This window comes from Streptomyces globisporus C-1027 (assembly GCF_000261345.2).
Taxonomy (GTDB): Bacteria; Actinomycetota; Actinomycetes; order Streptomycetales; family Streptomycetaceae; genus Streptomyces; species Streptomyces pakalii.
Window position 1 is genome coordinate 5,203,934 of the sequence record NZ_CP013738.1, and the last position, 12,924, is coordinate 5,216,857.

General features: G+C 71.3%; 13 protein-coding genes. 6 read left to right on the forward strand and 7 right to left on the reverse strand.

From position 1 onward, the window contains the following. The first annotated feature begins 19 nt into the window (after positions 1–19). Positions 20–1,021: a LuxR C-terminal-related transcriptional regulator gene (locus tag WQO_RS23030; protein WP_010063351.1), complete on the forward strand. Its 1,002-nt coding sequence runs from the start codon at positions 20–22 to the stop codon at positions 1,019–1,021. Between the two features lie 58 nt (positions 1,022–1,079). Here WQO_RS23030 and WQO_RS23035 read toward each other — a convergent pair whose 3' ends face one another. Then, positions 1,080–2,750: a fumarate hydratase gene (locus WQO_RS23035; RefSeq protein WP_006127248.1), complete on the reverse strand. Its 1,671-nt coding sequence runs from the start codon at positions 2,748–2,750 to the stop codon at positions 1,080–1,082. Between the two features lie 198 nt (positions 2,751–2,948). On the opposite strand from WQO_RS23035, the gene WQO_RS23040 reads away from it, so the two are divergent. Together WQO_RS23040 and WQO_RS23045 are read left to right on the forward strand one after the other, a co-directional pair. Continuing rightward, positions 2,949–3,644, forward strand: a complete 696-nt coding sequence (locus WQO_RS23040; protein ID WP_010063349.1) for a DUF1707 SHOCT-like domain-containing protein — start codon at positions 2,949–2,951, stop codon at positions 3,642–3,644. A 165-nt stretch (positions 3,645–3,809) separates the two neighbouring features. Beyond that, entirely contained in the window at positions 3,810–4,181 is a 372-nt protein-coding gene (locus tag WQO_RS23045; RefSeq protein WP_010063348.1) for a WhiB family transcriptional regulator, read from the forward strand. 113 nt (positions 4,182–4,294) lie between these two features. Here WQO_RS23045 and glpX read toward each other — a convergent pair whose 3' ends face one another. Then, complete coding sequence (gene glpX / locus WQO_RS23050) at positions 4,295–5,326, reverse strand: class II fructose-bisphosphatase (protein WP_010063347.1); 1,032 nt, start codon at positions 5,324–5,326, stop codon at positions 4,295–4,297. 203 nt (positions 5,327–5,529) lie between these two features. Here glpX and WQO_RS23055 point away from each other — a divergent pair, with 203 nt between their 5' ends. Continuing rightward, positions 5,530–6,033, forward strand: a complete 504-nt coding sequence (locus WQO_RS23055; protein WP_010063346.1) for a DUF4245 domain-containing protein — start codon at positions 5,530–5,532, stop codon at positions 6,031–6,033. A gap of 100 nt (positions 6,034–6,133) precedes the next feature. Here the strand turns inward: WQO_RS23055 and WQO_RS23060 are convergent, their stop codons facing one another. From WQO_RS23060 to WQO_RS23075, 4 genes are all read right to left on the reverse strand, one after another. Beyond that, positions 6,134–6,724, reverse strand: coding sequence for a malonic semialdehyde reductase (locus WQO_RS23060; RefSeq protein ID WP_010063345.1), 591 nt, complete (start codon positions 6,722–6,724; stop codon positions 6,134–6,136). A 142-nt stretch (positions 6,725–6,866) separates the two neighbouring features. Next, entirely contained in the window at positions 6,867–7,109 is a 243-nt protein-coding gene (locus WQO_RS23065) for an exodeoxyribonuclease VII small subunit (protein ID WP_058954075.1), read from the reverse strand. 72 nt (positions 7,110–7,181) lie between these two features. Next, on the reverse strand, positions 7,182–8,405 hold the full coding sequence (xseA, locus tag WQO_RS23070) for an exodeoxyribonuclease VII large subunit (RefSeq protein WP_010063343.1): 1,224 nt from the start codon (positions 8,403–8,405) through the stop codon (positions 7,182–7,184). Between the two features lie 245 nt (positions 8,406–8,650). Further along, a complete protein-coding gene (locus tag WQO_RS23075; protein ID WP_050992358.1) occupies positions 8,651–10,114 on the reverse strand; it encodes an APC family permease in 1,464 nt (487 codons plus the stop codon). Between the two features lie 82 nt (positions 10,115–10,196). Here WQO_RS23075 and WQO_RS23080 point away from each other — a divergent pair, with 82 nt between their 5' ends. Beyond that, the gene (locus WQO_RS23080) at positions 10,197–11,186 is read left to right on the forward strand and encodes a 4-hydroxy-3-methylbut-2-enyl diphosphate reductase (protein WP_179887546.1); all 990 of its coding nucleotides are present in this window, start codon (positions 10,197–10,199) and stop codon (positions 11,184–11,186) included. Positions 11,187–11,224: 38 nt separating this feature from the next. Continuing rightward, positions 11,225–11,977: a polyphosphate--glucose phosphotransferase gene (gene ppgK / locus WQO_RS23085; protein ID WP_010063338.1), complete on the forward strand. Its 753-nt coding sequence runs from the start codon at positions 11,225–11,227 to the stop codon at positions 11,975–11,977. A 234-nt stretch (positions 11,978–12,211) separates the two neighbouring features. On the opposite strand, the gene WQO_RS23090 is transcribed toward ppgK, so the two are convergent. Next, complete coding sequence (locus WQO_RS23090) at positions 12,212–12,787, reverse strand: DUF6542 domain-containing protein (RefSeq protein WP_010063337.1); 576 nt, start codon at positions 12,785–12,787, stop codon at positions 12,212–12,214. Positions 12,788–12,924 lie beyond the last annotated feature (137 nt).

The following is a 12,924-nucleotide window of genomic DNA, read 5'->3' on the forward strand; positions in this document are numbered from 1 at the left end:
AAAGGTAATCTGCATCCTTGTGAAGGACGATCATTCCCCCTCACCGGTATGTGATTGCCGTGAATCACCCTCGGACCGGTCGATACCGGAACAACCCTGCGAGGCGGCGCTCGCGACCTATCGCCGTGCGCTGACGGAGGGCAGCCTCCCGGCCGCCGCCGCACCCCCCTGTCTGCTCTCCCTGCATCTGCTGGTCGCCGACCAGGACTCGCCCGGCCACCTCATCCCCGTACCGCCGGAGACCGCCTCGTTCGCCGCGCTCGCCCCCATCGAGAAGGCGATCGTCGAGCAGCGCCGCACCCTGCGCTCCGCCCGGGCCACCCTCGCCGCCTTCGAGGGCCTCTACGCCGAGGTCCACCGGCCCGAACGCCCCGCCCTCACCCGGCTCTCCGGCAAGGCCGTCATCGGCAAGGCCCTGGACGCCGGGGTCAGCGGCTGCCGTACCGAGGTCCGCACCGCCCACCCCGGCGGCGGACGCCCCGCCCACGTCCTGGCGCAGTCCCTCCCGCGCGATCTGAGCAACCTGCGGCGCGGTATCCGGCAGCGCACCCTCTACCAGCACACCGTCCGCTCCGACCGCACCACGCTCGCCTACATCGAGCAGGTGACCGCCGAAGGGGCCGAGATCAGGACCCTGCCCGAGGTCATGGACCGGTTCATCGTCTTCGACCGGGACCTCGCCTTCATCCCGTACTCCGACGAACCGCACACCGCGCTGCGCGTCCGGCACCCGGCGCTGGTCCGCTTCCTGGTCCGCCACTTCGACGAGGCGTGGTCCCGGGCCGTCCCCGTACGCCCCGAACGCGCCCCGCTGCGCACGCCCGTCGTCACCTCCGACCTCCAGCGCGCGATCCTCCAGGCCGTCGTCAACGGTGAGACGGACGCCGCGATCGCCCGCAGGATCGGCATGAGCCGCCGCAGCGTCGCCGAGCACATGCGCAAGGTCTCCGAGCAGCTCGGCAGCAACAGCCGGGCCCAACTCGGCTACCTGGTCGCGACATCGGGCCTGCTGGACGACTGAGAGACGCCGAAGGGGGCCTGCCCGGACGGGCAGGCCCCCTCTGTCGTACGCGTACGGGTCAGGCCAGACCCGGCCCCCGCACCGGAATGCTGGTGAACGTCGGAGCCGGGGCGGGCTCGGTGAAGAAGTCGTTGCCCTTGTCGTCGACGACGATGAACGCGGGGAAGTCCTCGACCTCGATCTTCCAGACCGCCTCCATGCCGAGCTCCTCGTACTCGACGACCTCGACCTTCTTGATGCAGTCCTGGGCGAGCCGGGCCGCCGGGCCGCCGATCGAGCCGAGGTAGAAACCGCCGTGGGAGCCGCAGGCGTCGGTGACCTGTTTGCTGCGGTTGCCCTTCGCGAGCATCACCTTCGAGCCGCCCGCCGCCTGGAACTGCTCCACGTAGCTGTCCATCCGGCCGGCCGTCGTCGGACCGAAGGAACCGGAGGCGTACCCCTCGGGCGTCTTCGCCGGGCCCGCGTAGTACACCGGGTGGTCCTTCAGGTACTGCGGCATCTCCTCGCCCGCGTCAAGGCGTTCCTTGATCTTGGCGTGCGCGATGTCACGGGCCACGACCAGCGGGCCGGTCAGCGAGAGCCGGGTCTTGACCGGGTACTTCGTCAGCTCGGCCAGCACCTCGTCCATCGGCCGGTTGAGGTCGATCTCCACGACGTCCCCGCCGGCCTCGTCGAGGTGCTCGTCGGTGGTGTCGGGGAGGAAGCGCGCCGGGTCCTTCTCCAGCTGCTCCAGGAAGACGCCCTCGGCGGTGATCTTCGCGGTGGCCTGGCGGTCCGCCGAGCAGGACACGGCGATCGCGACGGGCAGCGAGGCGCCGTGCCGGGGCAGCCGCACCACACGCACGTCGTGGCAGAAGTACTTGCCGCCGAACTGCGCGCCGATCCCGATCTTCTGCGTCAGCTCGAAGACCTTCTCCTCCAGCTCCTTGTCCCGGAAGCCGTGCCCGGTGGGGGAGCCCTCGGCGGGCAGCTCGTCGAGGTAGTGCGCGGAGGCGTACTTGGCGGTCTTCAGCGCGAACTCCGCCGACGTGCCGCCGACCACGATCGCCAGGTGGTACGGCGGGCAGGCCGCGGTCCCCAGCGAACGGATCTTCTCCTCCAGGAACTTCATCATGGAGGCCTCGTTCAGGACGGCCTTCGTCTCCTGGTACAGGAAGGACTTGTTGGCCGAGCCGCCGCCCTTCGCCATGAACAGGAACTTGTACGCGCCGCCGTCGGTGGCGTACAGCTCGATCTGGGCCGGCAGGTTGGAGCCGGTGTTCTTCTCGTCCCACATGGTCAGCGGGGCCATCTGCGAGTAGCGCAGGTTGAGCTTGGTGTAGGCGTCGTAGATCCCGTGCGACAGGGCCTCCTCGTCACCGCCCTCGGTCAGCACGTTCTGCCCGCGCTTGCCCATGACGATCGCCGTGCCCGTGTCCTGGCACATCGGCAGGACGCCCGCGGCGGCGATGTTCGCGTTCTTCAGGAGGTCCAGCGCCACGAACTTGTCGTTGGAGGACGCCTCCGGGTCGTCGACGATCCGCCGCAGCTGCGCCAGGTGGGCCGGGCGCAGATAGTGCGAGATGTCGTGCATCGCCTCGGCGGCCAGGGTGCGCAGCGCCTCCGGCTCGACCTTGAGGAACGTCCGGCCGTCGGCCTCGAAGGTGGAGACACCCTCGGCGGTCACCAGACGGTACGGCGTGGTGTCCTCCCCCAGGGGGAGCAGATCGGAGTACGCAAACTCTGCCATGACGGCCATTCCTCACTCGGCGACAGCGGCTGACCTCCCTCGGGCAGCGCGTCCACCAGGGTAGAACGCCGCCTTCGGGCGAATCCTGTGAGGTAAGGCTCACCTGGACGCAGACCGGGCCGGACGCGCCGGTCGGAGGCGAGGGCGCGCCGGTTGGAGGGGTAGTCGCGATCTATCGCGTTTGGGTACGCTGGGCCGGTGGACCTAGAGAAGCAGCCCCAGCAGCCCCTCACGCCGGCCGTCCCACCGCCCGCCGAAGTCCTGAACGGCGACGGCATCCGCGCCTCCGACGCCGACCGCGACCGGATCGCGGACATCCTGCGCGAGGCGATGGCCGAGGGCCGTCTGACGGCGGACGAGCACGCCGAGCGGGTGGACCTGGTCTACCGGGCCAAGACCGTCGGCGAGCTCCAGCCGCTCGTCCGGGACCTGCCCGCCGCCTCCGGTTCCACCGCGCAGGGCGCGGGCACGCGCCCGTACAGCTACGGCCCCGAGGCCCCGGAAGGCCCCGCGGACAATCTCGTCGCGGTCTTCAGCAGCTCCGTCCGCAAGGGGCGTTGGCGGGTCGGCGGCCGGACGAACGCCTTCGCGCTCTTCGGCAGCGTGGAGATCGATCTGACCGAAGCGCTTTTCGGCCAACGCTTCACCGTCATCAATGCGACGTCCATCTTCGGCAGCGTCGAGGTCCGCGTCCCGGAGAACATCTCCCTGCGCGGCAACGGCACCGGTGTGTTCGGCGGTTTCGAGGTGAAGTCGCTCGAATCCGCCGACCCGGAAGCCCCGGTCGTCGTTGTGAACGGCTATGCCGTGTTCGGGAGTGTGGAGGCGAAGCCGAAGCGGGGAAAGTTCGTCGCGGATCTCCAGCGACGGCTGCGTAAACACCTGGGCCACTGAATACGGCACCACTGACGACCTCTGATAATCGGCCAGAATGCCGCAGGGGCGCATTGCGGTGAGTCGCGCGCCGGTGCCACTCAGTGCATAGGCGTACGTACAGCGGGTAGGGAGTGCTGCATCGACTCTCGCTCGCGAAGCCGTAGCCGTCGTCAGGAGTAGCCCGTGCTGCAATCGCCGCATCAGCCTCTGCAGGTCGCCGCCGTTCCGGCCCAGCGGACCCCCGCTCGGGAGGACGATGCGGGCCCCTGGCATTCCGAGGCGGCCTGCCGCCGTGACGAGGCGGGCCTCTTCTTCGCCCCCTCCAAGGAACCGACCGCCGCCCGGCTGGCCCGCGAGGAGGCTGCCAAGCGGGTGTGCGGCGGCTGTCCGGTCATGATCGAGTGCCGGGAGCACGCGCTGATGCAGCCCGAGCCGTACGGGGTGTGGGGCGGGCTCACCGCGGCCGAGCGCCGGGTGGCGCTCGCCCGGCGGCGACGGCGGGACATCGAGATCAAGGCCGCGACGACGGCCGAGCACATAGCCGCGGCAGGCTGAAGGCGTACGCGAAGGGGGTGCGGGGAGCGAACAGGCTCCCCGCACCCCCTTCGTGCGCTTGGGGGGTCCGGCGGATCAGGGCCGGAAAACCCCCAACGCTCGCTGGCCCTCGGCTACTTCGCGCGGTCGAAGTCGATGGCGCTGTAGGCCCGCAGCTTCGACAGCCGATGGGTCGAGGAGATCGACCGGATCGTGCCGGACTTGGACCGCATCACGATCGACTCGGTGGTCGCTGTCTCCGCGCGGTACCGCACACCGCGCATCAGCTCACCGTCGGTGATCCCCGTCGCCACGAAGAACACGTTGTCGCCGCTGACCAGGTCGTCGGTGGACAGCACCCGGTCCAGGTCGTGGCCCGCGTCCAGCGCCTTCTGCCGCTCCGCCTCGTCCTTCGGCCAGAGCTTGCCCTGGATGACACCGCCGAGGCACTTTATGGCGCACGCCGAGATGATGCCCTCGGGCGTTCCGCCGACGCCCATCAGCAGGTCGACGCCGGTGCCCTCGCGGGCCGCCATGATCGAGCCCGCGACATCGCCGTCCGAGATGAACTTGATCCGCGCGCCGGTCTCCCGGATCTCCTTGACGATGCCCTCGTGCCGGGGCCGGTCGAGGATGACGACCGTGACGTCCTCGGGCGTGGAGTTCTTCGCCCGCGCGACGCGCCGGATGTTCACCGCCACGGGCGCGTTGATGTCGACGAAGTCCGCCGCCTCGGGCCCCGTGACCAGCTTGTCCATGTAGAAGACCGCCGAGGGGTCGAACATCGCGCCGCGGTCGGCCGCCGCCAGCACGGCGATGGCGTTCGGCATGCCCTTGGCGTTGAGCGTGGTGCCGTCGATCGGGTCGACCGCGATGTCGACCTCGGCGCCGGTGCCGTCGCCGACCCGCTCGCCGTTGAACAGCATGGGGGCTTCGTCCTTCTCGCCCTCGCCGATGACGACGACGCCGTTCATCGAGACGGTCGAGACGAGGGTCCGCATGGCCTTCACTGCGGCGCCGTCGGCGCCGATCTTGTCGCCGCGGCCCACCCAGCGCCCGGCCGCCATGGCGGCGGCCTCGGTGACCCGGACCAACTCCAGGGCCAGGTTGCGGTCGGGGGCCTCCGGGGAGACCTCCAGTTGGGACGGCAGATGATGCTCGGACATCGGAGCGCACCTTTCTGTACGGCGACGACCGGATATGAGGGTGCTGCGACTCTATCGGTAGGTCGATAAAATGAGCAGTGCGGGTCACGCATGAGCACCCCGGCGCCGCCGCCCCCCGACCGGCACCCTACGGCCGGGCGTGTCAGGCCGCGTGCCACCATGGACCCGTGGCAAGCAAGCGAGGCAAGCAGACAGTCCGAGACATGTTCCTGTCGACTTTGGTGATCGCCGCCTGCGCGGGGGTCATATACCTCTTCATCCCGAAGGACGAGCACGCCGACCCGGTCAAGGCGGTCGACTTCACCGTGGAGCTGGCGACGGTACGGACCGACGCCCCCTATCCGGTGGCCGCGCCGGAGGGCCTGCCGGAGAAGTGGAAGGCCACCTCCGTCCGCTACGACGGGGCCGAGGGCAAGGCCTGGCACCTGGGCTTCCTCGACGCCGACCGCAGGTACGTCGCGGTCGAGCAGTCCACCTCCGCCGCGCGCACGTACGTCCCCGAGGTCACCCAGAAGGCGAAGGACACCGGCCGGACCGAGACGGTGGCGGGCAAGGAGTGGCAGGTCTGGGAGGGCGACAAGTACAACGCCCTCGTGCTGCCCGGCAAGGGCCACACCACGGTGGTCACCGGCTCGGCGCCGAAGGAGAGCCTGGTCGAGATGGTCGAGGCGCTGAAGACGACGCCGCCCGCCACGCCGGCTTCCTGACGCGCGGCCCGCGCCGGCTCCCGTACGCGAAGGGCCCCGGAACACCAGGTGATGGTGTTCCGGGGCCCTTCGCGCGTGACGGTGACCGTACGACGGAGGCTCAGACGGTCGTGACGACCTCGTCGAAGGAGAGGCGCGGGCTGCGCGGGAACCAGGCGTCCTCGCCCGGCTTGCCGATGTTGACGACCATCAGCGGGGTGTGGTCGCCGTCCAGGAACTCCTTCTGGATGCCGGCGGGGTCGTAACCGGTCATCGGGCCTGCGGCCAGACCGGCGGCGCGGACGCCGATGATGAAGTAGGCGGCCTGGAGCGCGGCGTTGAGGCCGGCGGCCGACTCACGGGCCGGGCGCTCCGCGAAGAACATGTCCTTGGCCTGGGGGAAGTGCGGGAGCAGCGCCGGAAGCTCCTCGTGGAACTCGTTGTCGGCGGCCAGGATCGCGACCAGCGGGGCCGTCGCGGTCTTCGGACGGTTGCCCTCGGCCATGTGCTGCACCAGGCGCTCGCGTCCCTCGGCGGAGCGGACCAGGACGACGCGCAGCGGCGACTGGTTGAAGGCGGTCGGGCCGAACTTCACCAGGTCGTAGATCGCCTGGACCTGCTCGTCGGTCACGGGCTCGTCGGTGAAGGTGTTGGCGGTGCGGGCCTCGCGGAAGAGGAGGTCCTGAGCGGCGGGATCGAGAACGAGAGACATCTGGTGCAAACCTTCCGAACGAACGCGGTGGGGAGAGTCCGAAGGTACGCCAGAGATAGGTTAACTTTCAACTAAAACCGGAGCCGAGTGATCCATTACACACCCTTGCATGATGCAGCTAGTTGGTGTGAGGGTCCTGGGCTCAGACCTCGCCGCCGCCGTCCTGCGGACGGGCCAGGGCCGCGTCCAGCCGGGCGCGGGCGCCCTCCAGCCAGTGCCGGCAGACCTTCGCCAGCTCCTCGCCGCGCTCCCACAGGGCCAGCGACTCCTCCAGCGTCGTGCCGCCCGCCTCCAGCCGGCGCACGACCTCGATCAGCTCGTCGCGCGCCTGCTCGTACCCGAGCGTGCCCGTGGCGGCAGCCGCCGCCGTACCCTCGTCCGTCATGTGATCCACCCTAGATGTGAGCTGTTACGTCATCGTGGGAACGGCCCCGGCCCCGGCCTCTGGTCGGCCGGCTCATCCGTCCCCGTCCCGGTCCACCCGCACCGTGAACTCGCCCTCCGACACCCGCGCCCGCAGCGGCTCGCCGGGCGCCCCCGCCTCGTCGGGGGAGCGCACCACGTGGCCGTCGGGCCGCTGGAGCACGGCGTAACCCCGCTCCAGGGTCGCGGCCGGCGACAGCGAGACGACCCGGGCGAGCGTGTGCGACAGCTCGGAGTCGGCGCGGTCCAGCAGATGGCCCAGCACCCGGCGGCTGCGCCCGAGGAGCGCGTCCACCTCGGCCTCGCGCTCGTCCACCAGCCGCTGGGGCCGCTCCATCGCGGGGCGGCCCAGCGCGTGCGCGAGCCCCCGCTCCTCCCGGTCCAGCAGCCCCCGTACGGTACGCAGCGCCCGGTCCCGCAACTGCTGGACGCGCTCCAGCTCCTCGCCCACATCGGGCACGACCTTCTTGGCCGCGTCCGTGGGCGTGGAGGCGCGCAGATCGGCGACCAGGTCCAGCAGCGGGGAGTCCGGCTCATGGCCGATCGCGGAGACCACCGGCGTACGGCAGGCGGCCACGGCCCGGATCAACTGCTCGTCGGAGAAGGGCAGCAGATCCTCGACGCTGCCGCCGCCCCGGGCCACCACGATCACGTCGACCTCGTCCAGCGCGTCCAGCTCCTCGACCGCCTGCACCACCTGGGCGACCGCGTTCACCCCCTGCACGGCGGTGTTGCGGACCTCGAAGCGCACGGCGGGCCAGCGGCGGCGGGCGTTCTCCAGGACGTCCCGCTCGGCGGCGGAGGCCCGCCCGCAGACGAGCCCGATGAGCTGGGGGAGGAAGGGGAGCGGCTTCTTCCGGTCGAGTGCGAAGAGCCCCTCGCCGGCGAGCGACTTCTTGAGCTGCTCCAGCCGCACGAGCAACTCACCGATGCCGACCGGCCGTATGTCGGTGGCCCGCAGCGACAGCTGCCCCCGGGGCGCGTACCACTCGGGCTTGGCGAGGACGACGACGCGCGCGCCCTCCGTCACCACATCGGCGATCCGGTCGAAGACCTGCCGGAAACAGGTGACGCTCACCGAGATGTCGTGCGACGGATCGCGCAGCGTCAGGAAGACGACCCCGGCCCCCGGCCGCCGCGACAGCTGGGTGATCTGCCCCTCCACCCAGATGGCGCCGAGCCGGTCGATCCACCCCCCGATGAGCCGGGACACCTCGCCGACGGGCAGCGGCGCTTCCGCGGACGTGTTGAGAGCCATACGGGCGAGCGTATCGGCACCCACCGACAGGACCCGGGCCCCGCGCGAGGGGGACCCGGCCCGGACGGCGCGTCGCTCACCCGGGCGGGCCGCGTGGCTCACCCGTTCCTGCCCGAGCCGCTCACGCGGGCCTCACGGCGTCACGCGACCGGGCTTCAGCGCCGGCGGAGCCGGGCCTCAGCGCCCAGCAGCACCGGGCCTCAGCGCGCATCGGTGCCGGGCCTCGCCGCTCAGCAGACCCGGCCTCAGCGCTCGGCAGCGCCGGGCCCGCCGGGCTTCCCGGGCCCACCAGGCTTCCCCGGCCCGCCGGGCCCGCTCTGCCGCCCCGTGCCCTGCACCGCCAGCACCACGAGCCCCACCCCCAGCCAGCAGAGGCCCACCACCTGGGCGGAGGTCGTCGCCTCCACGATGACCGCGATGAGCACCCCCGCGCCGACCACGGGCACGAGGACATGCCGCCACCACACCGGCGGCCCCGCCATCCGGCGGATGACGAACCAGCCGACCACCGACGCGTGGAGCAGGACGAACGCCGTCAGCGCGCCGATGTCCACCACCGAGACCAGATGGTCCAGCCCGTCGTCGCGCCGGGCCGCCCACACGGCGGCCACCAGCGTCACGATGCCCGCGCCGAGGATCGCGAGGCGCGGCACGCCCGACGTCGGATCGACCTTCGCCAGGAGGCTCGGCAGCCGCCGCTCGCGGGCCATCGCGAAGACGAGCCGACCGGCGGCGGCCTGCCCCGCCAGCGCGGCGAACGCCGCCCCGATCGCCTTGCTGACCGCCACCAGATCGTGCAGCCAGGTCCCCACCGAGGCGTCCACCGCGTCGTAGAACGCCGACCCCTGCGCCGCCGGGTCCGCCGCCAGCTCGGCCGAGCTCACCGGCTCCAGCAGCGCCGCCAGATACGTCTGCGCCACGAACAGGACACCGGCGAGCACCAGACAGAACAGCACCGCCCGCGCCACCTTCTGCGAGCCGCCCGTCACCTCCTCGGCGAACGAGGCGATGGCGTCGAAGCCCAGATACGACAGCACGGCGATCGACACGGCTCCCAGCACCGCCGCCATGGAGAACGCGGTGTCCCCGGTCAGCGGCGTCAGCCAGCCGCGCTGGGCCCCGTCCCGTACGAGGACGACCACCGCCGCGACCACGAAGACCAGCAGCACCACGATCTCCATCGCCAGCACCGCGAAGCCGACGCGGGCGGCGGCCCGTACGCCCCACAGGTTGAGCAGGGTGGTCACGAGCACCGCGATCGCGGTCCACACCCACCGCGAGACCTCCGGCACCAGGGCGTTCATCGCGATCCCGGAGAAGAGGTAGGCGACGGCGGGGATCAGCAGGTAGTCGAGCATCGCCATCCACCCGGCGATGAAGCCCGGCCCTTCCCCGAGCCCCTTGCGGGCATACGTGAAGACCGAACCGGCGAAGGGGGCGACCCGCACCATCTGGGCGTAGCTGAAGGCGGTGAAGCCCATGACCACGGTGGCCACGATGTAGACGAGGGCGACCGCGCCGTCGGATTTCGCGTCCAGGGTGCCGAACACGCCGACGGGGGCCATCGGGGCGATGAAGAGGAGCCCGTAGACGACGAGGTCCCGGAACCCCAGAGTCCGCCGCAGCCTGCCCGGCTCCGCACTGCTGCCCGCACTGCTGTTCGTACCGCTGCCGAGACCGCTCTCCGACACCGGGTCACCACCCTCCATCACCATCCGCGATTCCTGACACACGCACCGCGACCAGTGTGGCGATCGGGCCGTCCTCGCGCCTGTTCGCCACGGCCTTACGATGGGACGCATGACTGCAACGCCTGCCCGCCGTGTCCTGCTCGCCGCTCCCCGTGGCTACTGCGCGGGCGTGGACCGTGCCGTGATCGCCGTCGAGAAGGCCCTGGAGCAGTACGGGGCCCCGATCTACGTCCGCCACGAGATCGTGCACAACAAGTACGTCGTGCAGACCCTGGAGAAGAAGGGTGCGATCTTCGTGGACGTCACCGCGGAGGTGCCCGAGGGCTCCATCGTGATGTTCTCCGCGCACGGAGTCGCGCCCACCGTCCACGCGGAGGCCGCCGAGCGCAAGCTCGCCACCATCGACGCGACCTGCCCGCTCGTCACCAAGGTCCACAAGGAAGCCGTCCGGTACGCCAAGGAGGACTACGACATCCTCCTGATCGGCCACGAGGGCCACGAGGAGGTCATCGGCACCTCCGGCGAGGCCCCCGACCACATCCAGCTGGTCGACGGCCCCGAGGACGTGGCGAACATCGAGGTCCGCGACGAGTCGAAGGTCGTCTGGCTCTCCCAGACCACGCTCTCCGTCGACGAGACGATGGAGACGGTCGGCGCCCTCAAGTCGAAGTTCCCGAACCTGCTCTCGCCGCCCAGCGACGACATCTGCTACGCCACGCAGAACCGTCAGATCGCGGTGAAGAAGCTGGCCGAGGACGCCGAGCTGGTCATCGTGGTCGGCTCCAAGAACTCCTCGAACTCCATCCGGATGGTCGAGGTCGCCCTCGACGCCGGAGCCGACGCCGCGTACCTGGTCGACTTCGCGAGCGAGATCGACGAGGCGTGGCTGGAGGGCGTGACCACGGTCGGCCTCACCTCCGGCGCCTCGGTGCCCGACGTCCTGGTCGACGGGGTCATCGAGTGGCTCGCCGAGCGCGGTTACGAGGACGTGGAGACGGTGAAGACGGCCGACGAGTCGATCACCTTCTCCCTGCCCAAGGAGCTCCGCCGCGACCTGCGCGCCGAGGCCGCCGCCCTTTCCGCCGAGTAGCCGCGCAAGGGGCCCGGCCTGCCCGTACCGTGGGTGCCATGGAGATCTTCGGCGTGGACATCGGCGGATCCGGGATCAAGGGCGCTCCCGTGGACCTGGACCGCGGAGACCTGGCGCGGGAGCGCCACAAAGTGCTGACACCGCACCCGGCCACGCCCAAGGGCGTGGCCGACGGCGTGGCGGAGGTGGTCGGCCATTTCGACTGGTCGGGCCCGGTCGGCATCACGTTCCCGGGGGTCGTCACGGACGGCATCACCCGCACCGCGGCCAATGTCGACAAGGGCTGGATCGACACGGACGCGCGCACCCTGCTGGCCGAGCGGATCGGTCAGCCCGTCACCATCCTGAACGACGCGGACGCGGCCGGGGTCGCGGAGATGACCTTCGGCGCGGGCAAGGGCCGTACGGGCACGGTCATCCTGCTGACGTTCGGTACGGGCATCGGCAGCGCGGTCTTCACCGACGGCAAGCTCGTCCCCAACACCGAGCTGGGCCACCTGGAACTGCACGGCCACGACGCGGAGAAGCACGCCTCCACGAAGGCCAAGGAGGACGAGGACCTGAGCTGGCAGCACTGGGCGCACCGGGTCCAGAAGTATCTGCTGCACGTGGAGATGCTGTTCTCGCCGGAGCTGTTCATCATCGGCGGCGGCGTGAGCCGCAAGGCGGAGAAGTTCCTGCCCCTGATCGAGAAGGTCCGGGCCGAGCTGGTCCCGGCGCAGCTGCAGAACAACGCGGGCATCGTGGGGGCGGCGATGGCGGCGGCGGGTTCGGCGCAGGGCCAGGCCTGAGCGGGCCGGGCGGACCGGGTCGGAAGCGGGGCGTCCGGGCCGAGCGGGCCGGGCCCAGGAGCGGGGCCGCCGGACCTCAGGGCCGCTGAGGGCGGCGGACCGCGATGGCGGAAGCAGCAGGCTAGGGCAGACCGGGCCCAGGAGCGGGGCCCCGGGGCCTCTGCGGCCGCGGGGACGTGATGGCGGAAACGGCAGGCCAGGGCAGGCAGGCCCGGGGAGCGGGGCCGTCTGACCTCAGGGCCTCTGCGGCCGCCGGGCCGCAGCCCCGGCTGTGCCCGCCGAGCCCGCCCCCGCCCTTACGGGCTTCGCGCCCGGCGGGGAGGCGGCGGCTGCGGCCCGGGGCGTGCGCTCACCGGCGGGGCCGCGCCCCTGGGCCAGGACGTACCGCCGCCGGGCCCGCATCAGGCGCACCTTGCGTACGGTGGCGATGACGCCCGCGACGAGCGTTCCGCCGTACAGCCAGCCGGCGTGCACGGCGAGGGCGGTGACCAGGCCCATGACCTGCCCGCCGAAGCCCTCGGACCCCCCGGAGATCGGGAAGACCCCGACGGCGAAGGCGATCGGCACGCTGATCGGCGCGGTGACGAGGTCGGCGGGCCGGACCCAGAGAGCGGTGAGCGCGCTGACGGGCAGGAAGAGCAGCCCGTAGACGAGCTCCGAGCTGTCGAACAGCAGTCGGTCGACACAGGCGAGCACGAACATGGTGAGCGAGGCGAACAGCCCGGCTCCGATCCCGGTGAGCCGGGGATTGGGGAACCGCCGCAACGCGAGGACGACGGGCGGCACGCTCCGCACCCGTACCCGGTACACGGCGGAACCACCCGGCGCGGGCGGGGCACCACCCGGCGCGGGCGGGGCGGGCGCGGCCTGCGGGGGCTGCCGGCGCTGCGGGGGACGTGTTTTGTGCTGCTCCACCTCCACAACGTAGGTCGCGGGGGGCGGGGAAT